Origin of the sequence: Dethiothermospora halolimnae, from assembly GCF_037577855.1 — a bacterium.
GTDB lineage: Bacteria > Bacillota > Clostridia > Tissierellales > VENL01 > Dethiothermospora > Dethiothermospora halolimnae.
The window spans coordinates 1-24,913 of the sequence record NZ_JBAKFX010000015.1 but is presented as its reverse complement, the minus strand read 5'-3'; the positions used below and the strand labels follow the sequence as shown (position 1 = coordinate 24,913).

The 24,913-nt window shown below is 29.5% G+C and carries 24 protein-coding genes; 9 read left to right on the top strand and 15 right to left on the bottom strand.

The window, feature by feature from the left end; all coding sequences use genetic code 11:
• Positions 1 to 190: 190 nt before the first annotated feature.
• The gene (locus tag V6137_RS08095) at positions 191 to 571 is read right to left on the bottom strand and encodes a RidA family protein (RefSeq protein WP_425447403.1); all 381 of its coding nucleotides are present in this window, start codon (positions 569 to 571) and stop codon (positions 191 to 193) included.
• 141 nt (positions 572 to 712) lie between these two features.
• Here V6137_RS08095 and V6137_RS08090 point away from each other — a divergent pair, with 141 nt between their 5' ends.
• Entirely contained in the window at positions 713 to 1,219 is a 507-nt protein-coding gene (locus V6137_RS08090) for an SEC-C metal-binding domain-containing protein (protein ID WP_425447451.1), read from the top strand.
• Between the two features lie 60 nt (positions 1,220 to 1,279).
• Positions 1,280 to 1,825, top strand: a complete 546-nt coding sequence (locus V6137_RS08085) for a hypothetical protein (RefSeq protein ID WP_425447402.1) — start codon at positions 1,280 to 1,282, stop codon at positions 1,823 to 1,825.
• A gap of 35 nt (positions 1,826 to 1,860) precedes the next feature.
• Here V6137_RS08085 and V6137_RS08080 read toward each other — a convergent pair whose 3' ends face one another.
• The 3 genes from V6137_RS08080 to V6137_RS08070 form a co-directional block, all read right to left on the bottom strand.
• Complete coding sequence (locus tag V6137_RS08080; RefSeq protein ID WP_425447401.1) at positions 1,861 to 2,265, bottom strand: hypothetical protein; 405 nt, start codon at positions 2,263 to 2,265, stop codon at positions 1,861 to 1,863.
• A 74-nt stretch (positions 2,266 to 2,339) separates the two neighbouring features.
• On the bottom strand, positions 2,340 to 4,088 hold the full coding sequence (locus V6137_RS08075; RefSeq protein ID WP_425447400.1) for an ABC transporter ATP-binding protein: 1,749 nt from the start codon (positions 4,086 to 4,088) through the stop codon (positions 2,340 to 2,342).
• Positions 4,089 to 5,855: an ABC transporter ATP-binding protein gene (locus V6137_RS08070; protein ID WP_425447399.1), complete on the bottom strand. Its 1,767-nt coding sequence runs from the start codon at positions 5,853 to 5,855 to the stop codon at positions 4,089 to 4,091.
• A gap of 253 nt (positions 5,856 to 6,108) precedes the next feature.
• Here V6137_RS08070 and V6137_RS08065 point away from each other — a divergent pair, with 253 nt between their 5' ends.
• The 4 genes from V6137_RS08065 (at position 6,109) to V6137_RS08050 (ending at position 9,720) form a co-directional block, all read left to right on the top strand.
• A complete protein-coding gene (locus V6137_RS08065) occupies positions 6,109 to 6,933 on the top strand; it encodes a sensor histidine kinase (protein WP_425447398.1) in 825 nt (274 codons plus the stop codon).
• A 4-nt stretch (positions 6,934 to 6,937) separates the two neighbouring features.
• Positions 6,938 to 7,651 (top strand): LytR/AlgR family response regulator transcription factor, encoded by a 714-nt coding sequence (locus V6137_RS08060; RefSeq protein WP_425447397.1) that lies wholly within the window; start codon positions 6,938 to 6,940, stop codon positions 7,649 to 7,651.
• 415 nt (positions 7,652 to 8,066) lie between these two features.
• The gene (locus V6137_RS08055; RefSeq protein WP_425447396.1) at positions 8,067 to 8,996 is read left to right on the top strand and encodes an ABC transporter ATP-binding protein; all 930 of its coding nucleotides are present in this window, start codon (positions 8,067 to 8,069) and stop codon (positions 8,994 to 8,996) included.
• Entirely contained in the window at positions 8,965 to 9,720 is a 756-nt protein-coding gene (locus V6137_RS08050; RefSeq protein WP_425447395.1) for an ABC transporter permease, read from the top strand. Before V6137_RS08055 ends, V6137_RS08050 begins: the two co-directional genes overlap by 32 nt.
• A 10-nt stretch (positions 9,721 to 9,730) precedes the next feature.
• Here V6137_RS08050 and V6137_RS08045 read toward each other — a convergent pair whose 3' ends face one another.
• The 7 genes from V6137_RS08045 to V6137_RS08015 form a co-directional block, all read right to left on the bottom strand.
• Complete coding sequence (locus V6137_RS08045) at positions 9,731 to 10,591, bottom strand: DMT family transporter (RefSeq protein ID WP_425447394.1); 861 nt, start codon at positions 10,589 to 10,591, stop codon at positions 9,731 to 9,733.
• 24 nt (positions 10,592 to 10,615) lie between these two features.
• Complete coding sequence (locus V6137_RS08040) at positions 10,616 to 11,989, bottom strand: Na+/H+ antiporter NhaC family protein (RefSeq protein ID WP_425447393.1); 1,374 nt, start codon at positions 11,987 to 11,989, stop codon at positions 10,616 to 10,618.
• 118 nt (positions 11,990 to 12,107) lie between these two features.
• Positions 12,108 to 12,326: an alpha/beta-type small acid-soluble spore protein gene (locus V6137_RS08035; RefSeq protein WP_425447392.1), complete on the bottom strand. Its 219-nt coding sequence runs from the start codon at positions 12,324 to 12,326 to the stop codon at positions 12,108 to 12,110.
• Positions 12,327 to 12,672: 346 nt separating this feature from the next.
• Positions 12,673 to 13,767 (bottom strand): sensor histidine kinase, encoded by a 1,095-nt coding sequence (locus tag V6137_RS08030; protein ID WP_425447391.1) that lies wholly within the window; start codon positions 13,765 to 13,767, stop codon positions 12,673 to 12,675.
• On the bottom strand, positions 13,764 to 14,447 hold the full coding sequence (locus tag V6137_RS08025; RefSeq protein ID WP_425447390.1) for a response regulator transcription factor: 684 nt from the start codon (positions 14,445 to 14,447) through the stop codon (positions 13,764 to 13,766). Before V6137_RS08025 ends, V6137_RS08030 begins: the two co-directional genes overlap by 4 nt.
• Entirely contained in the window at positions 14,444 to 15,007 is a 564-nt protein-coding gene (locus tag V6137_RS08020) for a class I SAM-dependent methyltransferase (RefSeq protein ID WP_425447389.1), read from the bottom strand. The genes V6137_RS08025 and V6137_RS08020 overlap by 4 nt, the downstream gene beginning before the upstream one ends.
• A gap of 71 nt (positions 15,008 to 15,078) precedes the next feature.
• Positions 15,079 to 15,966: a LysR family transcriptional regulator gene (locus V6137_RS08015; protein WP_425447388.1), complete on the bottom strand. Its 888-nt coding sequence runs from the start codon at positions 15,964 to 15,966 to the stop codon at positions 15,079 to 15,081.
• A gap of 109 nt (positions 15,967 to 16,075) precedes the next feature.
• Between V6137_RS08015 and V6137_RS08010 the strand changes: the two genes are divergently transcribed.
• The gene (locus V6137_RS08010) at positions 16,076 to 17,266 is read left to right on the top strand and encodes a coenzyme F420-0:L-glutamate ligase (protein WP_425447387.1); all 1,191 of its coding nucleotides are present in this window, start codon (positions 16,076 to 16,078) and stop codon (positions 17,264 to 17,266) included.
• 102 nt (positions 17,267 to 17,368) lie between these two features.
• On the opposite strand, the gene V6137_RS08005 is transcribed toward V6137_RS08010, so the two are convergent.
• The gene (locus V6137_RS08005) at positions 17,369 to 18,625 is read right to left on the bottom strand and encodes an MFS transporter (RefSeq protein ID WP_425447386.1); all 1,257 of its coding nucleotides are present in this window, start codon (positions 18,623 to 18,625) and stop codon (positions 17,369 to 17,371) included.
• A gap of 371 nt (positions 18,626 to 18,996) precedes the next feature.
• Here V6137_RS08005 and V6137_RS08000 point away from each other — a divergent pair, with 371 nt between their 5' ends.
• Positions 18,997 to 20,028, top strand: coding sequence for an IS110 family transposase (locus V6137_RS08000; RefSeq protein WP_425447385.1), 1,032 nt, complete (start codon positions 18,997 to 18,999; stop codon positions 20,026 to 20,028).
• Between the two features lie 45 nt (positions 20,029 to 20,073).
• Here V6137_RS08000 and V6137_RS07995 read toward each other — a convergent pair whose 3' ends face one another.
• Positions 20,074 to 21,288, bottom strand: coding sequence for an IS4 family transposase (locus V6137_RS07995; RefSeq protein WP_425447384.1), 1,215 nt, complete (start codon positions 21,286 to 21,288; stop codon positions 20,074 to 20,076).
• Positions 21,289 to 21,393: 105 nt separating this feature from the next.
• Between V6137_RS07995 and V6137_RS07990 the strand changes: the two genes are divergently transcribed.
• Positions 21,394 to 21,678: a transposase gene (locus V6137_RS07990; RefSeq protein ID WP_425447383.1), complete on the top strand. Its 285-nt coding sequence runs from the start codon at positions 21,394 to 21,396 to the stop codon at positions 21,676 to 21,678.
• A gap of 90 nt (positions 21,679 to 21,768) precedes the next feature.
• Here the strand turns inward: V6137_RS07990 and V6137_RS07985 are convergent, their stop codons facing one another.
• Together V6137_RS07985 and V6137_RS07980 are read right to left on the bottom strand one after the other, a co-directional pair.
• Complete coding sequence (locus V6137_RS07985) at positions 21,769 to 23,361, bottom strand: B12-binding domain-containing radical SAM protein (protein ID WP_425447382.1); 1,593 nt, start codon at positions 23,359 to 23,361, stop codon at positions 21,769 to 21,771.
• Positions 23,361 to 24,725 (bottom strand): radical SAM protein, encoded by a 1,365-nt coding sequence (locus V6137_RS07980; RefSeq protein WP_425447381.1) that lies wholly within the window; start codon positions 24,723 to 24,725, stop codon positions 23,361 to 23,363. The genes V6137_RS07985 and V6137_RS07980 overlap by 1 nt, the downstream gene beginning before the upstream one ends.
• Between the last annotated feature and the right edge of the window lie 188 nt (positions 24,726 to 24,913).

The following is a 24,913-nucleotide window of genomic DNA, read 5'->3' as shown; positions in this document are numbered from 1 at the left end:
ATCCCCCAACAACTAAGTTTATGACTGTTCCTTTATCCCATCAGTTAATGGGATTTTTAATCTCCAATAACTAAATATAAGACTGTTCCTCTGTCCCATCAGTTAATGGTTTTTTTAATCTCCAGTAACTAAATATAGGACTGTTCTCCTGTCCCATCAGTTAATGGGGGATTCGTAATCCCCCATTTTATTATTTCACTTCTACTATCATTTCTATTTCAACTAATGCATCCTTTGGAAGCCTTGCAACTTCTACACAAGCTCTAGCTGGTTTGTGGTCTTTAAAGTACTCTCCATATACTTCATTTATCTTTCCAAATTGATCCATATCCTTTATGTATATATTAGCCTTAACTACATCATCTAATGTTGCATTTACCTCTTCCATTATAACCTTACAATTTTCTAGAGAATATTTTGTTTGCTCCTGAACATCTTCTGGCATTTCCCCTGTAGCTGGATTTATCGGAAGTTGTCCAGATATAAATAATAGATTACCCACCTTTACTGAATGGGAATATGGTCCCACCGCCTTAGGTGCCTTTGAACTATTGATTGCTTTTAAACTCATTTAAATCTCCTCCCCTATATGTTTTTATTTATAAATATGTACTAAATCAATTATATCATAAAAGCTATATGGAAAATATATATCCATTATCTTTACATTTATGTTATAATACTTAAGACTAAGTTTATTTTGTATGAAAGGATGAATATAATGTCTTTATTTGAGCAATGGAAAGAAACAGCTTATATAGAAGATGCTGAAGAGTATAATAAATTTTGGGGTGAATACCTTCCAAAGGAACAATCTGTTTATGAATACTTATTAGAACATAAGGATGAAACAGTGGAAGGAACTTTGTCTAATTTAGCTGAAAAGTTTGAAATGGATAAAGTAATCTTTACTGGATTTTTAGATGGAGTAAATACAAGTCTTACTGAAGAAGTTGATATGGATAATTTAACAGAGGAAAGTAATATCAAACTTTCATTAGACTTCGAGAAACTTTACTATAATATGTTAGAAGCTAAGGCTGACTGGCTGTATAAACTACCCCAATGGGATAATGTTCTTACTAAGGAAAAGAGAAAAGATATAAAGAAGGAATATAACAAGGCCCATACTGTTGTAAAGGGTAAAAAAATCGGAAGAAATGAACCTTGCCCCTGTGGTAGTGGAAAAAAATATAAAAAGTGTTGTTTAAATAAGTAAGCCGGGACTACTGTCCCGGTTTATTTATATGGTATAATCTATATAAAGGAGGTTTTTCCTATGAAGTATACAACAAAGGAAATTACTTTTATAGCCCTGACAGCGGCCCTTATGGTTGTTGTAGGTTATGTTTTATATAGTGTGTCAGCCATACTACCGATTCCCGGGTCAAAATTTATTATTCATAGTAGTTTTTTAAGTTTCGTACTTACCCTTCCAGTGGTTCATATTAGAAAAATAGGAACTATATCTATGATCAACTTTGTTTTTTCATTTATTATGTTTTTTATATCTCCTTATATGGGATTAGCAATATTGACTTCTGGACTTTTTACAGAAATAGTAGGTTTTTTAATATTTAGAAATTATAATAGTAGTAAAAAAGTACTATTTACCGTTGCCCTTTATCCAGTTTTCAGCTTATTAACATCATTTTTTGTAACTAACTATATAACAGGTAATACCATTTATCTTGTGATAGGTAATAAATTAACTTTGATTGTTTTATCTATAATAATTTATGGTTTAGGACTTTTAGGTTCCTATTCAGCCCTTAAAATATTACCAAAAAGGGTGTTACATAAAAATAAAGACATAAATATATAGAGAGACCAAAACTTTGATCTCTCTATGATTTTTTATTATTTTTTTAATTGTTGGGATTTTATAATTTCTTCGAGTTCATCTGCCAGCTTTTTTAATTCTTTTTCCTCTTCACTTATTTTTTTATAATTATCTTTAAGCTTGTTAATCATTTCTTCCTTGGATGAATTGTTAGTTTTTATATTACTACTTAGTTTATATCCTTCTTCTTTTAATTCTTCTTCCATTTCACTTATTTTTTTATAGCTTTCCCTAATTTTATCTATGCCTTCCCCTTTTACATCAAGTCTATTACAAGTTTTAACAATTTCGTCTGACTTTATTAGACTATCCCCTTCTGTTTCTCTACTGGCTTCTAAATCTCCATTATTATTGTCAATGATAGAAAAACCTACCAGCATAAACATAGATAAAACTACTAATAACGATATAATTTTTCTCATATGATCCCCCTTAACTTAAAAAATTAATTTCATTTTATCTATATTATATATTAAATGTTTTATTTTGTAAATTTTTATATTGCTACTTTTTCCTTTTTCCCAAATTGCTGGTCATATAGTCCCTTATATATGCCTTCAAGTTCTAGTAATTCTTTATGACTTCCCCTTTCTGCTATGCTACCATCCTTTAATACTAATATTTCATCGGCATCTTCTATTGTGGATAACCTATGGGCTATAACAAGGGTTGTTGTCCCCACCATCAGTTTATTTAATGCCTGTTGAACTAGTTTTTCCGATTCTGTATCAAGGGCAGATGTGGCTTCATCTAAAAGTAATATAGGAGCATCCTTTAATATGGCCCTGGCTATTGCTATCCTTTGCTTTTGTCCTCCAGAAAGCTTAGCTCCCTTTTCCCCTACAAATGTATCATAGCCATTTTCCATATTCTCTATAAAATCATGGGCATTGGCCTTTTTAGCTGCCATTTTCACTTCATCAAATGTTGCATCTTGATTTCCCTGTCTTATGTTATCTATTATAGTACCTGCAAATAAATAAGCATCCTGGGGCACGTAGGATATACCCTTTCTAATATCCTTTATTTTTTGCTCTCCTATACTCTTCCCTTTTATGGATATATTCCCTTCACTAGGTGGATAGAAATTAAGCAGTAATTTGAAAATAGTACTTTTACCTCCACCACTGGGCCCTGCCAATGCATATACCTTTCCTTTAGGTACACTAAATGTTAACTTATCCAAAACAGTTTCTTCATCATAACTAAAGGTAACATTATTAAACTCAACCTCTCCCTGTTTTGCTATCTTATATTTTTTTTCTATTTCATAACTATCCGGCTCTTCCTCTTCATCCAACACTTCAAATACTCTATCTCCAGCTGCCAAAGAGCCTTGAATTTCCGATATAAAAGTTCCTAAAGTTCTAGTTAAAGCCCTTACTCCATTTTGTAATTGTACTACAGCCACAATAACTCCCACTGCCATATACCCTTTTATTGCTAAATAGGACCCTAAGGCAGTAACTGCTCCAAAACTGAATATCCCTATAATAGAATTTATCCCCGATATAACAGCCATTTTATTTGCTCTGTTATAGGATGCTTTGTATACTTCTTTATTTTTTTCATTATATTTATTTAAAATGATATTAGCAATATTGAAACTCTTTATAATAGGCATCCCTTCTAAAAGATCTGTTAACCTCTCATTTAACTTAGATAGCTTTTCTTGAACTTCAACACTTATGACCTTTAGTATCTTTGCATAGTAGATATTAACTAGAAGGGTTAGGCCTCCGCCTGCCACAGTTAAAATTCCCAATCTCCATTCTAATATAAATATATATATAAGGGTACCTACCCCGGCCACTATGGTAGCAAAAAAGTTAGCAAAATAATTTGAATATGCCTTTTCAATTTCTAAAATATCATTCGTAAGCCTAGAGATTAAGTCCCCACTATGTCTTTTCTTAAAATAGTTTATAGGAAGACTTTGAACCTTAGAAAATACTCTAGTTCTAATATTTCCTGTTGTAACAGCCACTGACCTTTCAATCATATAGCTGAAAAAAGGAAATAAAATAAATATGATTAAAGTATATACTCCTGAACTTTTAATGGCATTTAACATTCCAGTTAAATCTTTATCAGCTATTGCATTAAACATCCCCATAAACATTTTAGAAAGAAATATTTGTATTAAAAGAAAGGATGCTGAAGCAAATAAAAGTCCAATGGTATATGGTATAAATGTTTTTTTCATAATCTTAAATATTCTTATAAAAGTACTTTTCTTTTTCATCTATACCACCTCCTGCTTTAAAGTTAACTGTTGATTTTTAAGCTGTTTATTGTATAGTTCAGTATAAAAACCATTTAATTTAATTAATTCATCATGACTTCCCTCTTCCACTATTTTCCCATTATTTAAAACTAAAATTCTGTCCACATTCTTAATGGTTGATAGTCTGTGGGCTATAACTAAACTGGTTTTATCCTCTATAAATCCCTCTAGGGCATTTTGAACCAGTGCTTCTGATTCTGTATCAAGGGCAGATGTGGCTTCATCTAAAAGTAATATAGGAGCATCCTTTATCATTGCCCTAGCTATTGATATCCTCTGTTTTTGTCCACCTGAAAGGGTATTCCCCAATTGACCTACCTTTGTATCATAACCATCTTTAAACTCTTCTATAAAACGGTGGGCATTGGCCTTTTTAGCTACTTCTATTATATCTTTATCATTGGAATCGAACCTTCCATATTTTATGTTTGTTTCTATGGTTTCAGGAAATAAAAAGGTATCCTGGGATACCAATGCCGATATATCCCTAAGACTATTTAAATTCCACTCCTTTAATTCCCTTTCTCCAACCATTATATCCCCATCATAATTTTCATAATATCCCAATAGAAGCTTTATAATTGTACTTTTACCTCCACCACTGGGACCTACCAATGCCACCGACTCTCCATTTTTAATGGTAAAGTTCATACCTTTCAATACCTTTTCATTACTACCTGGGTAGGAGAAATTTACGTTGTTAAACTCAATTAAGTCCTTACTATTATCTATACTGAAACTTTCACCTTCTGACCTTTCCTCCATATCATCCATTACTTCAAAGATTCTATCGGCGGCTGCTAAACTACTTTTAGTTTGACCCAGTAGCTTTGGAAACTGACTTACCGGATAAGTTAAATAATTTAATAGGTTTATAAAAGCAAGTAGACCTCCCACTGTCATATCCCCTTTAATAGCCCAATATCCCCCTAATAAAAATGTCGTAAAGAAGGGTACTATTCCCAATACTTGAGAAAATCCTTCCAAAATGGAAGTCCTTTTAGCAAGATGTTTACCTGTCTCAACGGTTTCTTCTACAGAGTGATTATATTTTTCTTCTAAACTATCCTCTAGATTATATGACTTGCTTATCTCTATACCCCCTATGGCATCTTGGACAATGGAGTTTACTTTTCCAAGTTTATCTTGAAGCCTTCTACTTATATGGGATATAGATTGACTTAATTTCCCTGCTCCTAGTATTAATATTGGAGTCAGTATAAGACTTACTACTGTAAGTTTCCAACTTAATATACAAAGATATATTAAAGCTAAAATAGCGGTAAGGGGAATAGATATTATCTCCGGTACCGTTGTGGCAAAAAATGTTCTAACCTTTCCTATATCATTTGTTGCTGTTGAAACATAGTCTCCTGAATGTTTCTTTTCTAAATCCCTAATAGGTAATTTATTTATCTTTTTGGATAATAACTTCCTTAACCTAGTAACACCAGACTCGGTATATATCCCCAGTAACTTTACTTTTAAATAACTTAACAAAGTATCTAATAGAAATATTCCCAGTCCTAAGTAAAGCGTATTGATGAAAAGATCCATATCCTTATTGGCAGCCGAATCTAAAAAATGTCTAATTACATAGGATGTGGCTATTGAAGTTATTGACATTAATACTATAAAGATTATTCCCAATGTAAAATAGGATTTTTTAGGAAACATTTTTAATAATCTTCTGAATTTAGCGAAAGTAGTATTTTTACTCTCCATATTAATCCCCCTTATGAAATATTTGTAATTTAAATTATATTACTGCATATTAATTTTGTCAAGGTTATAATTAATATTTATTATTTTTTTATTAATATATTTAAAATGTTCCTTGTTTTTTAAGGTTATTATTCATGTATGTTAATTATATTATAAATAATAATTCTTTTGTTAACATATCTCTTAACATCTTTTTATTAAACTTTATTTATTATATAATTAATTTGAATAGAATTTATGGAGAGTTAATATTATGAATAAAAAACTTTGGTTTATTATAGGTCTTGGTCAAACATTAATTATCTTTCTACTATTATTTCTTTTATTAACTAAAAGATATAAACATTTTAATAGGTGGTTTTTAATAGGTATTCTATCTATTGCTTTAATAATCATTATAAATATATCCGTCTTAATAAAATTTATAAAAAGTTTAATAAGGGAAAAGGAATTAGAAGTGGTTAAAACAGATTTAAAAAATACAGAAGCTATGATTAATCTCCTTAGACAAAAAGGTCATGACCATATTAATCATATTCAAACCGTTAGTTCTATGCTTATTTTAGAAGAATATGATGTTGCTAAAAACTATCTACAGGGGATCTCAAATAGCTACAGGTTTTCAGGTCATTTTCTCCGTTTAGGTAATCCTACTTTAACAGCCCTTGTTAACACTAAAAAAGAATTAGCAAACGAAAAGGAAATAGAGTTTGTTATAGAGAAGTACTGTAGAGTCAAGCTATCTTCAATTAAACCTTGGGATATATCTAGTATTGTTGGAAACCTTTTAGATAATTCCATAGAGTATGTTTTAACCAATGATATACCTAAGAAAATGTTTTTTCATGTTGAGCATACCGAAAACCTTGATGGCTATATATTTAAAATAGGTAATCCCTATATAGACGAAGATATAAATACTGAAGATTTTTTCAAGCAAGGTTTCTCCACTAAAGAGAATACCGGTAGGGGTTATGGACTATACATAGTTAAAGAGTTGGTAGAAAAATATAGTGGTAGTATTGATGTAGATAAGTGTAATAATAGAATAGATTTTATAGTAAAGATAGGTGATTAATTATATGATTAGTATATTAATATGTGATGATGATATTTATACTTTACGGGTGTTAAAAAAGGTTATTGAAGAAAATGATAGTGTTAAGGATATATTTATGGCAAACAATGGTGAAGAAGCTTTGGAAATAATAAAAACATATGAAGTCCACTTAGCCTTTCTGGATATAGATATGCCTAAAATGGATGGTCTTGAAGCTGCAAAAATAATGAAAACTATTAATAAAGATATAGAGATTGTCTTTATAACAGCCTTTCGTCATTATGCTTTAGACTCCTATGAGATCAGAGCCTTTGATTATATATTAAAACCAATTGATTTTTCTAGGGTAAAGGAGGATTTACAAAAAATTTTAGATAAAATAAATGAAAAAGGTATGACTGCATCTCTAAAGGACAATGATATTATTGTTATAAAAAATAATGAAGACTATCAAATAATAAATATGAATGAAATTAATTATTTTGAAAAGGATAAAAAGCAACTTATTATCCATACTCCAAATAATAGATATATCACAAATATGGGTCTTAAGGAAATAGAAGAAAAGCTATCCTCGGCTTTTTTAAGGACCCATAAATCCTATATAGTTAATTTAAAAAATATCCATCGTATATCCCCCTATGGTACATCATCCTTTATTATTTTCTTTAAAAATACTGATGAAAATGATAATGCTTTGATTACTAAGAATAAGATAAAGTTTCTTAAAACATAAAGGAAGCCTTCGAATGAATGTGTAGGGTTGACCATGCACAATCTGTAACCCTTTAACTGTAAAAACCTACGATTCTAAAGACTAAGTTTGATAAAACATTTATGTATTTTCCATATTTTATGGCTTTAAAACCGGACTAGGCATGCCTAGTCCCTACATGTAAATTAATAGATATTTTAAAAAAGGAGCACAAATGCTCCTTTTTTAATGCTTAGAAAAGTTATCTTTTACAAAAAATTATAGCCTGACCAACTCCCTGTTCTCTTCACCTTGCACTCTGCACAGAACGGAGTTATGTCATGAAACTTTCAAATATGGTATTAAACTTTCCTTTTATCGGTATGAAAAAATTAAAATAATATTAGACAGATGATACAATATATATAAGTTAAATATTAGTCCGAGGGGGATTAAAATGAAAAGTCTAATTAAAGTAAATAACATATCTAAAACCTTTGGCAAAAAGAAGGCCCTTAAAAATATTAGCTTTGATGTTGATTGTGGAGAAATTATTGGTATAGTTGGTCATAACGGTGCCGGTAAAACTACTCTCATAAACTGTATAGTTGATATTTATAAACAGGATAAGGGTAGTATAGAATATCTTTTTGATAAAAAGGCATTACAGGATCATATCGGGGTCCAAATGCAACATAGCCATTTTGAAAATAAGGCCAAGGTTATGGACATATGTAAATTATATAAAGATATAACCGGTAGTGATGAGGATATAAATGAGCTTTTAAAGGATTTTGACCTTTATAAAGAGAGAAAAACCTATATAAAGCATTTATCTGGAGGAAATAAACAGAGACTGGCAGTTTTACTGGCCCTTATACATCACCCCGATGTAATTTTTCTAGACGAATTAACTACAGGTCTTGACCCAGTGGCTAGGAGGGTTACATGGAATATATTAAAAAAGATAAATAAAAATAAGGATATTACCATAATTTTAACTAGTCACTACTTAGATGAAATAGAATATCTAGCCAATAGAATATTAATATTAAATGAAGGAGAAATGGCCTATCTAGGAACAGTTACCGATGCCATAGATAAATATTCCCACGGTGAAAAGATAATAGAGTTCCAGCTAAAGGATTCTAATGGTAAATTTAAACTCTTTAAGTATAATCCCAAGGAATTACCCGATGGTAGATATCAGATCCAAACCGATGATGATGAATCGGTTCTTAAATATCTTTTAGAACATGTTGGCATAAAAAATCTAGCAGTTAAGTCTCCAAGTTTAGAAGATGTGTTTTTAGAAGTGGCAGGATATAAATTAGACGAAAAGGGGGATATTATCAATGAAAAAAGTGAAAGCATTAGGTCTATATGAATTAAAGCTACAGTTTAGAAACTTTCAAAATATGTTTTTTGTAATAGCCTTTCCTATACTAATGTATCTAATCTTCAGTAATTTATTAAAGGATTCAATGAGTCCAGAAACTCAAATTTCAATTGTGGAGTATCTTTTGCCAGCCTATATACCAGTTATAATCCTTAATACAGGTATTTTAGTCTTTGGTATGAGGTTAGTTACCCATAAAGAACATAGTTATTTTATTAAATATAAACTTTTAGGAATTAAACCGATACAAATAGCCCTATCTTTATTTTTAGCTGTCCTTATATGTCAAATCTCAGGAATCATAGCATTAGTAGTTTTCGCAGTGGTTTCAAAGGGAGTTACTGTACCAATGGATAATATAGTTCAGATTATTTTAGGTCTGGGATTAATCAATTTGTTTCAATTTACCTTTGCATTTTTCTTAGGCTCCTTTTTTAAAAGCAGTGGCACCTATCAAACGGTAGCTCTAATTATATTTTATGTTCAGATGTTTTTAGGTGGATTTACATTTCCTCCTGAAATGTTTAGTCCCTTTCTTGTGAAGATATTAGAAATATTTAATCCTATTATTCATGGTCTTTATGTAATGAGGGGGGTTTGGGTGGAAAATAAAACTATATTGGCTTTTCCTAAGGAGTCTTTAATCTTAGTTGGATTGAGTTTAGTGTTTATTGTTTTGGGAAATAAGTTTTTTAAGTGGGATAGTGTTTAAAAGACAGGACCTAGGTCCTGTCTTTTATAAATGGAGAAATCAAGATAAGCCCTCCCCCCATAATATGAAATATCCCTAAAGGTTCTCCTAAAAATAAAGTGCCAAAAATAATTGCTGAAATAGAATCAATATAACTTAATACTGAAACCCGTTGAACACTAACATCTTTTATACTGGGAAAATACAATAAATAGGCCAGACCAGTATGGATTGTTCCTAGAATTATTATATTGATTAATCCCTTAGTACTGGATATATCTATATTATCTCTATAGATTATAATGGGTAATAAAACCAACCCACTGATTACTATTTGTATTATAGTTCTATTAAAGCTTGTAACTTCTTTTATAGATTTATTTAACATAATAACCCCTGCATATAGTATGGCTGCCAATACTCCAAAAGTAATTCCCTTTATATGTTCATAGTTGATATCTAACATGATTTTTTGCCTGCTTACAATCAATACCAAGCCAGCCATAGCAACAAATACAGATATTAGTTTCCTTTTAGTTATTCTCTCTTTAAAAACAACAGGAGAAAGAAATATAACAAACACCGGGGCTAAATAATAGGTCAGCGTAGCATTGGCTACTGTTGTATATTTATATGCTTTAAAAAGAAAAAACCAATTAAATGCTAATATAATTCCTGAAAAAAATAATAACCATATATCTTTTTTACTATATTTATTTATACTTTTCCTAGGATTTCTTATTATTAGTAATCTCCCAACTATAAGAACTATACTGGCGATTACTGCCCTTAAAAAGGCAATCTCTATAGATGGTAAGCTAATGTTTTTAACAAATAATCCAATACTCCCCCAAAGAACCATTGCTATTATGATTTTTAAAGTTGGTTTCATATTAATATCTCCTTATTTTATTCCTTATATTTGTTTAGTTGATCTAACTTTACTTAACCTAATATTTAAATAGCCCGTGGCTATAGTAATGATAGGAAACAGATAGCATAATACGGCATATGGGGCATATTCAGTGGTAGAAATCCCGGTTATTACGGCTATTAATATGGAATTAACATTCCAAGGTTCCAATGGGGCTATCACTACACCTGTATCGGAGATGGTTCTAGTAAGAACTCCATTATCTAGGTTTAACTCTTTATATTTATTTTTTAAAAACTTCCCTGGAACTACTATTCCTACTGTTTGGTCACAGGTTGCTGTTGTTAATAGCATGCTTAATAACCCTGTTCTTGCTATTAAACTCCCTCTACTTTTAATATTTTTAATAATGCCATCAATTATTGGGGCTATTATATTGGTCCCGTCGAACAATCCATTTAAAGCCAGTGCTCCCATTACTATTAATATTACTTCTGTCATGGGAAACACCCCTCCTCCTTTAAGAATCTCACTTAATTGAGGATTATCCTGAATTTTAAAACCCATTAGAACATATTTTATTAAGTTTTCCACAGAAATATTTTGATAAAAAATACTTATTAAGCTACCTACCATTATACCTATGGACATATTAGGAACTGTTTTCACTCCAAATATAGACATAACTATTACTCCAACTGGAAGAATTAATAACATTGGAGATATTGAAAATGAATACATTATATTCTGTTGATATTTAGATATTTCTAACGGATTAATCTGGGAAGTATAATTTTCTCCTATAAAATAATATATAATAGATGAAAGTATGAACACAGGAACCAAAGTCTTCATCATTGATTTTATCCCTTGGTTATATTTAACCCCTGTTACCTTTAAGTTAAGATTAACAAGTCCCGATATGGGGGATATTTTATCTGCTAAAAAAGCTCCTGATATCATTGTTCCTAATAGTATATGGCTAGGTATCGATAGACCTTTTCCTATTGCCAATAGAGCTATACCCATGGTACTTAATGTTCCTAGGCCTGTTCCCATAACAACTGAAATAATAGAGGTTATAAAAAAACATGCTAACAGATAATTAGTATCTTGAATATATTTAAACCCATAATATATTAATGCCGGTACAGTCCCCGATGATAACCATATTGATATGGTTGTCCCCATTAATACTACTATTATAAAAATAATTTTATATTCTATTATCCCTTTTATCATCATATTAGTTAATTCCTTCAGTGCAAATCCTAACTTCCTTAACATAATAATTGAAAATATAATTGCACCTAAAAAACCGTATACTAAAGAGATATTAAAAATAATACAGCTAGCTATTAAACCAAAGCTTGTAATTAATATTATATATGTATACATTTTTGATGTGTTTTCCATGTTTTCCTCCTAATAAGTATTACTAGGACTATCTTATCATAACTATTATCTATAGTCTTTAGCATTTTCTTATTTTAATATTAAAACCTAGACACATTGCCTAGGTTTTTAAAGTAAGTTATTTATTTTTATTTATTAACATTTCTTCCCCTTTTTGAATTAACCTTTTAGTCATCTGGCCTCCTACATTTCCTGCCATGTATATATTCTGAACTGGAGTATAATCATTTGGATTTGCATTCATATTATGGGGAACTCCAAGTTCATTTGCAATTTCATATTTTAAATTATTTAAAGCAGCTCTGGCATTGGGATCAATTGGCTTATTTCTACTCATATATATCACCTCTTTTTTAATGATATACTATTATCTTTTGTATATATACATATATAATACAGACAAATATAGGGTGTTATATATACTTTCTATATTATTTACAATATTTTAAATTTAAGCTTTTTACTAATGTTTAAAACCATAAAATGCTAAAATAGAAATTATAATAATAGTAAGTTCTAAATAGGCTTTAAACACTAGAGATAAACATACAAGTGGAACAAATACTATTGATCTATATATTCTAATTTTAGTCAAGTCCTTTCTAACCCCCTATATAGCTATATTTTAATAATTATATGAAAACAAAAGCATCTTCCATGTTTCTTTTAGAAGACCTATTATACTAAAGACTATATTTTTTAAGAAGCATATTAAACTTTATATTATTACCTTCACATTCAGCCCATAACTCTCCCCCATGTAGTTCTATAATTCTTTTTGATATAGCTAGTCCCAATCCTGAACCTTCATTTTCTGAAGCTCTAGCCTTATCTAGTCTATACATTTTTTCAAAAACCTTTTTCAATTGTTTTTCATCTATATTATCCCCAACATTTTGAAAGGTTATTTTTATACTATCCTCTAACTGAACTATAGAAACTTTAAAATCAGTATCTGGAAAACTATATTTCTCAGCATTTCTTACTATATTGTCTATAACCCTAACCATTTTTTCTACATCTATTTCACACCATAATTCTCCACTATTGCTCTTTATTTCTGTTCTTATGCTTTTATTTTTTAAAAGGGGTATATACTCTCCCACCACTTGATTTATTAATATACCTATATTGAATTTAGTCTTTTCTAAAGTGACATATCCACTATTAAGTTTAGTATATTCAAATAATTCCTCTATTAATTTTTTTAAACTCAAGCTTTTCTTATACACTATCTCTATATATTCTTTATCCTCTTTATTATAATTGTCTATATTTTTATTAATCAATTCTAAGTAACCAATTATTGAAGTTAGCGGAGTCTTTAAATCGTGGGATACTGCCACTATTAATTCATTTTTAGCATCTTCTATTTCTTTTTCTTTCCTATAGTTCTCTTTTAGTCTATTAGACATTATGTTTATACTCTCTGCCAACTCTCCAATTTCATCCTTACCTTTTACATCCAATTCCTCTAAATAGCTTTGATCCTTTATTTCCTTAACTCCATCTATTATATACCTTAAATATTTAATCCTTTTATTTACCCCTGTAAGAAAAATAATGAGAAAAATTATAAAAGGTAGAGATATTATAGTACCTGAATAAATTTTATAAGCTGTTGTTATTGGTACGTTTTCTCTATTGCCATAATTATTTATCATATAGTTTGTAAAAATATTTGCTATAGCACCGAAGGTAACTATACTCACTAAAAAAGCAATAGCTACCAATAATATTAACTTTACTGATATTTTATTATATATTTTCTTTTTCATATTTTATACCCGACTCCCCATACAGTCTTTATATATTGGGGGGATTTGGGATCTAGCTCTATCTTTTGTCGCAAATTAGTTATATGGACCACTATGGAAGTATCCGAAACTGCAAACTTTTCTTTCCAAACCCTTTCATATAACTTTTCCACACTAAATACAATTCCCTTATTTTGGGCTAAGCACTCTAATATATCAAACTCCTTTGGTGTTAATTTAACCTTATCTCCCCTTACAGTAACTTCATGGGTATCAGTATTTATAATTAAATCCTCAATCTCAATTATGTTTTTATTTGTAGATTTATTATTAAATTTTTTATATCTTCTAAGTTGAGCTTTAACCCTAGCAATTAACTCCATTGAACTGAAGGGCTTTGTTATATAGTCATCTGCGCCAACAGTTAATCCCTCTATCTTATCAATTTCTTCTCCCTTAGCTGATAAAAATATTATGGGCATTGTGTACTCTTCTCTGATTTCTATACAAGTAGCTACCCCATCTAATTTAGGCATCATTATATCTAGTATTATTAAATCGTATTCTTTTTCTTTTATTAGATCTAAGGCTTCTTTTCCGTCCTTTGCCTTATCAACAAGGTATCCTTCATTTTTTAAATAAACCTCTACTAACTTTCTTATATTTTTATCATCATCAACAACTAATATTTTTTCTTTCATAGCTCCTCCTTTATTTCACATCTTAACACATGGGCAAGGGGAATATTTAGTATAACTTTGTTACTTTTTATATTATTAAAATAACTCTTAAAAAAATTTATTTTTACTAAAGAATATTGAAAGGTAATGAATTGTCCCCTATTCTTTAACATCTCTTTTGTGCTTTTTAATATTTTATCGGAAATATTCCCCGGTAGTGATGTAAAAGGGAGTCCCGATACAATGTAGTCTACCTCTTTGATACTATAATACTCTAAATATTTATTTGTATTTTCAGCTCCATCATTTATTATTTTAACATTATTTTTATACCCATATATCTTTATTAACTCATTATAAAAATCTTTATTATTTTCAAATATAATTAATATAGTATTTTCTTTTTTTCTAGTAATTAATTTTTCTGTAAAAACTCCAGTTCCTGGTCCATACTCTATAATACAATTACAATCTTTAAAATCTATACTTTCTATCATTTTTTCTGCCAAATACTTACTACTAGGAGCTACAGCTCCGATAAATTTAGGATTTTTAATGAATTCTTTTATAAACTTAAACATATCTAAATCACCTCTAAGGCCATTCTACCTTCAAAAGCTTAAGAAATATAAAAGAAAAGTATTAAGAATTATTAAGACTTCTCTTCTAAAATTTCAACAAATTTAACTGAAGATGGAGACAGAGATAAACTCTTTAAAAAACAAACCCCTATACCTCTTTTAGGTATCTTTTCAGTTATAGGAAGTTCATATAAAACTCCTTTATCTAAATACTGTTTAGAAAACTCCTTAACCACACAGGATATTCCTAAATTTATTTTTGCAAACTCTAAAAGTAAGTCATGGGATCCTAGTTCAATTTCTGGTTTAATTTTTATACCCTTTGTTAGCATATACTTCTCCACATACTGTCTTGAATTAGACGTAGGTTCCAATAATATTAGTGGAAATTTTCCTAGGTCTTCAAGATTTATATCTTTAGAAATCTGATTTTTATATTTTTGCCCACACACAAAAATATCTTCTATATCCATTAACTCTTTCACCTTTATAGAGGTGTCCTTAATAGGCAAGTTACAAATTGCAATATCAATTTTTCCTGACTTTAATAATGGACAAAGCTCTAATGTGGTGCGATTAATAATTTTCAAATCAATATTTGGATATCTATTATGAAACACTTCTAAATAGGGCAACAAAAAATATCTTGAAATAGTATCTCCCACTCCAACTTTAAGTTCTCCTGACATCAATTCCTTAGATTCATGAACCTTTTTTTCTCCTGCATCAATTAAGTTTAGTGCTGAGCTTATATATTCAAATAGTAATTTACCCTCCTTTGTTGCCTTTACTCCTCTGGAATTTCTTATAAAAAGTCCCACTTCCAGTTCCCGCTCTAGTTGCATTATGGCTTGGCTTACAGCAGGTTGAGTCATATAAAGGACTTTCCCTGCCTTCGAGAAACTTTCATATTTGCAAACTGCATTAAAAACTTTATATAAATCAAGTTTTATAGACATATAAACACTCCTTATATCTTATATTATATCTATTTATTTTACTTATATCACAAGTTGGTATATAGTACAACTGAAAGGATTAATATAAAAAATTTAAGGGGGAATTACAATGGAAAGAGTTGTTGGAACTGTTGTTAGAGGTCTTAGGGCTCCTATTATTAAAGAAAATGACGATATATCAAAGATAGTTGTAGATAGTATATTAAAGGCTTCAAAAGCGGAAGGTTTTTCTATAAAAGATAGGGATGTTGTAAGTGTAACAGAATCTATAGTTGCCCGTGCCCAAGGAAATTATGCAAGTATTGACGCCATCAGTAAAGATGTAAGCTCAAAATTTGGGGACGATACCCTTGGCGTTATATTCCCTATACTAAGTCGTAACCGCTTTGCAATTTGTCTTCGTGGTATTGCAAAGGGAGTTAAAAAGATAGTTTTAATGCTTAGTTATCCTTCAGATGAAGTGGGGAATCATTTAGTTAGTATTGATGTCCTTGATGAAAAAGGTGTAAATCCTTGGACCGATGTTTTATCCGAGGAAGAGTTCCGTAATAATTTTGGATATATAAAACACCCTTTTACTGGTGTTGATTATATTGATTATTATAAATCTTTAATCGAAGAATATGGTGTGGAATGTGAAGTAATATTCTCAAATGATCCAAAAACTATTTTAAAGCATACTAAAAATGTTCTTACTTGTGATATTCATACAAGATTTAGAACTAAAAGAATATTAGAAAATAATGGTGGAGAAAAAATATATGGTCTGGACGATATTTTATCAACTTCTATTGATGGTAATGGTTATAATGAAGACTATGGTCTTTTAGGCTCTAATAAATCAACAGAAAATAGGGTTAAACTTTTCCCAAGGGATTGTGATACCATTGTTAATAAAATTCAAGAAATGGTTAAAGAGAAGACCGGAAAAGCCATTGAAGTTATGGTTTATGGTGATGGTGCCTTTAAAGATCCTGTAGGTAAGATATGGGAGCTTGCTGACCCTGTTGTATCGCCAGGTTATACTAAAGGACTAGAGGGTACACCTAATGAAGTCAAGTTAAAATATCTTGCCGATAATAACTTCTCCCATCTAGAAGGTGAGGAACTTAGAGATGCCATATCAGAATATATTAAAGGTAAATCTTCGGACCTTGTGGGATCCATGGAAGCTCAAGGTACAACTCCTAGAAGATTGACAGACCTTATAGGCTCCCTTTCCGATTTAACATCGGGTAGTGGAGATAAGGGTACTCCTATTGTATATATTCAAGGTTATTTTGATAATTATACTAAATAAAAGTTGAAACAAATTCATATTTATACCTTTCTGTTGTATAAATACTAAGAACGTTATTTACAAACGTTCTTAGTATTTATACCATTTATGATTTTATAACAACTAATTTTCTATTTTTATAGGTTTTCTTAAGAAAAGTATCACTGATACAATAGAAATCATCAGTCCCATTGTTAAAAATATTAATGATATTGATATGTAATGTGCTACAATTCCACATAAGAACATGCCTAAGGGAGTCATTGACCCAGAAACCATGTTTATAAAAGATGAAGTCCTTCCTAAAAATTCTTCTGACACGTTTTCTAACAAATATGCCGTTAAGGAAGATATAGCAAAAATAAGAAAAAAACCTATCCCAAAAAAGGATATTATACTAAATACTATGGAACTATTGTTAAATAAGTATAAATTTCCTGGTATAAATAATAGTGAATAGTTTAATCCTAGAAAAAATATACTCAAAATAACAAGTAGTATTTTTTTAACTTTTGAACAAAATTGACCTACTATAATTCCTCCTAAAATCTCACCTACTATAAGAGCAAGAGAAAGAATGCTTAACATTTTAGCATCTGATTGTAAATTATACTTTACAAAATGAGGCATCAATACATTTATTGGTCCAAAGGCAAAATTAACTACTGCAAATAATACTATAGATATTATTATTATGTGATTTTTCTTAACATATTTAAAACCTGCCCCTACTTCTTTGATGTATGTTTTAAAATCCAGATTTATATTATTATTTCTTTTTTCTGTAACTTTTATAAAAAAAGTTACCATTGCAGCAATAGCAAAGGTTATACCATCTATCATTATTGCACCAGATACACCAATTGTGGCAATAATCCCTCCAGCTATAGATATTCCTATCAATCCCATCAATTTATATAAAGATTTTGAAAATGAATTAGCAGTCAAAAATAACTCTTTATCAACCAAAGATGGCATAATTGCAAACACTGCTGGAATGTTTAGAGTCTCGAATGTAGAGTTAATAAAAGTCAAAATAAAGAGATGCCAAGGCTTTAACATTCCTAAAAAGTATAATAATGCTGTGATTAAAACAATTATACCTCTTCCTATATGTGTAATGATAATAATTTTCTTTTTAGAGTATTTGTCTACAAGTGTACCTGCAAAAGGGCTAAATAAAATATTAGGTAATGCATTTATAGCTAAGATACTTCCCATTAGTACATTAGAACCAGTTAGAATATAGATCATCCATGCGAATGCTATCGAATCAATTGAATCACCAAACCTAGAAATAGCATTTGCAATTAGAAGTTTTAAATAATTTTTATGTGCAATCAAATTTTTAAAACCAATTTTTTTAAAATCGCTTATCATTTGAACACCTCCTTGTATAATAATGATATAGTCACTAAGACTATTCATCTCTTATTTATATCTTTTCATACCCGATAATAGAAGAAGGTATTCTCCCTTCATCAGATATTATCTAACTTATTTAAGATGTCTGACGGTTCCCAATAGACTCCAGACTTATCATAATGTATAATTCTTAAGGATAGTACAAATAATGTTGTCCTCCTTGGGAAGTCAGTTAAACTGACTTATACCCGTGATTTAGTCAATTAGTCCATTCAATGAGGTTTTATGATTCGACTGGTTGGGAGCCTTAGGCTATACCTGTATAACTCGCAAGGTTGTATACTCATTAAATGGAAATGGATTCCTATCAGAAAGGAGCTACAACTATGTCAAACATTTTATTTGAAAACTTATTTATTTCGGTTGGTATTGATGTTGGTGCAAATTTTAGCTTTATGTCTATTGCACTTCCCAATCAAACCTTTGTAGGAAAGCCTTTTAAAATCCTACATTCTGATTTAAATTCCCTGTCCATGGCTGTTTCTAAAATCAAAGAAGCCGAAGAGATGTATTCTTTGGAAAGTCGCATTTTCCTAGAATCTACGAGAATTTATCATTACCCACTCTTCTGCTATCTTCGTGATAAGGGATTTAATATTTCCATAATCAATCCTATCAGCACTAAGAATAGCACAAATATTAACATTAGAAAAGTCCATAATGATAAATTTGATTCAAAAAAAGCTGCATTAATTGGTTTAAAGCCAGATTTAAAAGTTTCTCTTATTCAATCAGATCTTGTTCTTGATTTAAGAAATCTTTCAAGAGAGTACTACGATCTAGTGGATAACCGATCTACTTATATTAATAAGCTTCAAGGTGAACTACGAATGGTATTTCCGCAATACCTGAAAATTTTTTCTAAAATCACTGTAAATACGGCTTTGACTTTATTAGAAAAATATACTTCTCCAGATGCATTTCTCAATGCCTCTAAAGATGAAATCATTACATCTATACGCTCTACAGCACGGTTTGGTGCTTCTTATGCAGAAAAAAAGTATAATGCAATTAGCAAGGCTGCAAGTGATGCAAAGACTTTTGGTTATTCTATAAACAGTAATTTTAAGCATATCCTTCTTTATATTCGCTTTATCCGTCAGTACAACGACGAGGTCGAGGCTATACTTTCTGATATGCAAGAATTAGTGGATTGCAATGAAGATACTAACTTTGTAAAACAAATACATCTTATTGAATCCTTTAAAGGAGCTGGTTTTCTTTCTGCTGTAAGCCTTATGTGTGAAATTGGAGACTTTTCAGCATTTAAATCGACCAAACAACTCTTTGCTTATTTTGGTTTAGATCCTGCAGTAAACCCTGACTTACGGACAGTAATAATTTATAAAATGGATTAAATACTATAATATTCAATCTGTATATTTGATTTGTTATCTTTCAAGCTAAATATTTAAATAAATTAGAATATGTAGAAATATATAGATCGAAATAACTAGAAGTATAACAGTGTATTTTGTCAATAGTAAAATTTGGTGCTGACCTTCATACAAGGTAAAAACAGTTTTTAGGTGATATTTCTTCTTACATTGATAATAACATCTTTTGAACCATTTTAATCCTGATCTAAATATACTATATATTCTTACTTGTTTCCCTTTAAGTCTTTTAGTAGTACTAATTATCCTGTTTTTCCTATCTTTTGTGCAAGAGGTTCCTAAAGTTATCATCCAACAATAAGCAATATAAACACAAAAATAAAGCATTTTCACATAATGTATATTTTTACTCCAAGTATCTTCAAGATTAAATCCACCAGATTTAAAATCTTTAAACATTTCTTCTATGTCAAATCTTTTTTTATATTCTCTAATAGATAAAGGCTTTTCGAGATTATTAGCTATATACCAAGTATCTTCTTTGTCTTCTGCTTTGCATATGGCAATATTGCAAAGGTATTTTTGAGCTGTTAACTTAATTCCAGTAAGATGTTTAGTCTTATTTTTAAGAGTATTTATATCTTGTAATTTTTTTATCTTGGACTTTCCATCTATTTCTATGCCCAAATCTTTAGTACATCTAATACAATATTTAAATTTCAAAACTTCATCTATATATTTAAATAAATCTATACTTTTAAATCCTCTATCTGCAAGAACTATAACTTCGTAATCATATTCTTTTGTTATTGAATAAATAAAATTCAAACCTTCTTTAACATGTTTAAAATTTTTATTACCTTTTTCTTTATATTTAAAAACCTTATACCAAAGTGGCACTGCCCTTTTACCTATTTTTAATGAAAATTGTAAAATAACAAATTTATCTTTAATTGTTGTATGATCAAAGATTATATAAATTCTTTTTGAATGATTTTTATAATTTTTTAATAGTTTATAAGCAAAATATTCATAAGTATGTTCAGGATTTATTTTTTTATTAGTAAGAAATCTTTGTATCCTTTTAATTTTACTTTCTTCTTTAGCAGTGGAATAAAAATCATTTAGTTCTTCAGATATATTTGATAATATAGTGGACTTAGATACTATAATCCCCAATACTATTGCAACCAAATTATCTAAACGTCTTGAAGATAAAATTATCATTTTCTCTAGAGTTTTTTTTAATTCTGTGATAATATATTCTTGAGTGTTAATCATAGCTAATCCTTTCTATAAGTTTATTTTTGTCCAAAAATATTTTAACTTATTTCAAAGGATTTAGCTATGATTTTTTTGTGGCTTCATGTGTGAAATAATGGATGTTTGCTGTCCGTAAGTCAGGCAGTAAACCAATCAGGTAACTTTAAAGGTACTAAAGTATCTATGTCCAAACGTAGATCTCGTATCGCTAGAAGAGTACTTCATACAATGGCTCTAATTAGCATTAGCAGAAACAAAAATGGAACTGCTAAAAACCCAGTACTACGCGATTATTATTTGAAGAAATATCAATCAAAACCTAAAATGGTTGCCCTTGGCGCTATTATGCATAAGGTAATTTTATACTTCAATTTTATGTTTTTGATAACCTTTCAAATGGCTTATTAAAGTTACCCTCTTTAAATCCAACTAGTTATTAAATATTTTTAAATTACTTCTTGACAATTCTTAGCTGGACTAAAATATTAATAGCAATATCTAAATGCTTTTTAGTTTATGGGGAGTGTTGTTAATATTGTAAAATTTATCACCTAAAATTTTTCTATCATATTCTTTCATTGTATTGTCAATATCACATATTAAATTTTTATTACTTCCCCTTACTCCATCAATAACCTGTTTAAATAATTTTATATAGCAATATCCCAGTTTTTTTAGCCAATTACTGTATTTTTCATAGTATTTATTTGAACTTATATATTGGATTTTGTTTTTCATAATATCAACCCAATAGTCGTTAAAATATATAAAGCTTTTCATTTTTTCATCTTTAATTTCATAAAATTTTATAGGCTGTAGAAATTTGAAGATTTTCCATCCCTCCTTATCTAAAGTCACATCCAACCAATCTGATAATATACCTTTTTGGCTAAGTTCATCTTCTAGAGGAGTATTGGGAAATACACATAATTTATTATCGAATAAATATATGGGATTTTTCAATGCTTTATAAATATTAGTTTCTTTCATGAAATTGTAAACTTCTTCCATTTCGTCTAATGTAGAATACATGTCATATAATATAAAATTTGCATGACAATTAATCCCTAAATCTAATAGTATATTTAGTGCTTTTTTACTATCTTTTAAGGTTATATTTTTATTCCACGTATCTAACATTCTCTGACACCCTGATTCTATCCCTAACATCACAGAATCAAGTCCTGCTTGTTTTAATTTGCTAAATAATATGAATTCGACATCTGTTACCCTTGACTCAAAGGAAAAGCTTATATTTAAATTTCTGCTTATGATTTCATCACAAATTTCAAAAACTCTTTGTCTTCCTTTTTTAGAACTCCCTATAAAGTTATCATCCATAAATAAGAAGTTTGTAATTCCATATGTCTTATACATCATTTCTATTTCATCTACCACATTTTTAGAACTCCTACTCCTCCAAGGTGGTCCATAGGATTGATTAGAAAAAGCTTTAACATCGCAAAACTTACAGTTATATGGACATCCCCTTGAAGTAACAATTCCAGCAAAATTACCGCCATTATGTTTTACCATAATATTGCTTTCACTTGTAAAAATATTATTCCTTTTAGGAAACGGTAAAGAATCTAAGTTTTCAATTAATTTACTGGGTGAATTCTTTATAATTTTTTTGTCTTTTTTAAACCAATATCCGCTTAAATTATAGTCAATGTCATTATTTTTTATACTGTTTACTAATAGTCCAAATGTTTCTTCACCTTCTCCTAAAGCTAGTGAATTAATATTAACATATTCTATTAGTTTTTCTTTACATGATACTGCTGCATGTCCTCCTATAGTTATATGTCCTGTATAACCTTTTTTCCTTAAGAGACATACTATTTTTACACATTGGATTAATTCATATGCGAATGGAGCTGAGATTGCAACAATATCTGGTTTAATTTCTAATATTTTGTTAACTGTATCCTTTACATTTAGATTATAATTATAAGCATCTAATATATCGTTGCGGATACATTCTTTATCTAATACGGAGGCTAAATACCCTACACCTAAAAATTCTAAGTTGCTTTTTTCCCTTTCTTCCACAATTTTAGGAGGTATGACAAGTAATACATTAAACATTATACTAGCCCCTTTTCTATTTTATAATTGGTAAGATAGTTAGATAATGTTTTATAATGTTTTTCGCATTCGACGGATTCTTTTAAATTTTTAGTCTTATTCCAACTAAGAAAAGGACATCCTCCTCCACATAGAAGACTAATACTACATTTAGAACATTTAGGTTTATCCATAACTCCTAAGTGTTTCCATGAATTTAATATCTCTTTATTCAGTTCAATTTTAGGGAAATAACTACCTATGCTTAGCTCTTTAACTCCGACTGCCTGTCCACAAGGATAACATTTACCATCAGGTCCGAATGCTACATATTCACCTTTGGCAGCTTCACAATAATGAAATAATGGAGCTATTGAAAAGCTACTATTACCTTCTAATACATTACTAACATGAGCTAATATCTTGATTCCATCCAGGGGATATTTTTTAGCTCCTAAAGATTTATTTGTAAAGTTTGAATTTAATTTTTTAATTAGTTGGTCTTCCGACATTGTTGAATCACAAGCGCCATGTCTAGACATTACGGGAGAAAAATAATAATCAAAATTGTCATATAAAATTAATTCATTTTCTAATATTTCTGTAAGCTCTACAAGAGAATCTATGTTCTTGGAGTCAACATTAGTTCTAACAACTACATTGAAACCCAAACTTAGCATTAACTTTATATTTGATAGAATCGTACTGAATGTTCCTTCCCCAGACTTTTTCATTCTTCTGTCGTCGTGTACATTCGGAGGACCATCTATCGTAACTTGTATAGACCTTACACTATCTTTGTATTCATTTAATAAATCTTTATAATCTATTAACTCGACACCGTTGGTAATTATATCGACACCACTTATTTGGGGTTTTAATGAAAATTCTAATACTTTTTTAACTATTTTAAAGTTCTGTTTTAATAACGGTTCTCCTCCGAATAACTGTAAAACATTATTTTTATTGTCATTGTTATTAATTTCATTTTCAATAAAATTAAATACTGATTTCAGCTTTTCCTCAGACATTATAGATTTATTTGAAGTGATATCTCCTTCAAAACAGTAAGTGCAAGCCAAGTTACAATTAAAGGTAGGACATATACAAAAAATGTTATCATGTTTTTTAACATCTTCCATATAAATATTATAAACAGCATTTATTCGCTCTTCCTCTTCCAATCTATTTTTAAATATGTATCCTCTTTTATGCAAATTTTCAATGATTTTAGAGTCTAAATTTTTTAGCATATTATCATTTTTATTCTTTAAGATGTTTGCAACTTCTTTATTTAGAATATCAATAGCTCCAGTAATAGAGTTTATTACTATATTATTCTCTTTATTTATAGAGTGAAAATATATTTTATCTGTGATTATCATACTTATCCCTCTCTTTACAATATTTTGTGTATAACCTAACATTATCAAAACTTATATCTTCTTATAGAGTAGGAGGTAGATAATTAATTTATCTACCGGCCTCTCACACCACCGTACGTACCGTTCGGTATACGGCGGTTCACTAAGACAATCTGAATTTTTCATACTGTGAAGATAAACTTGTAAAG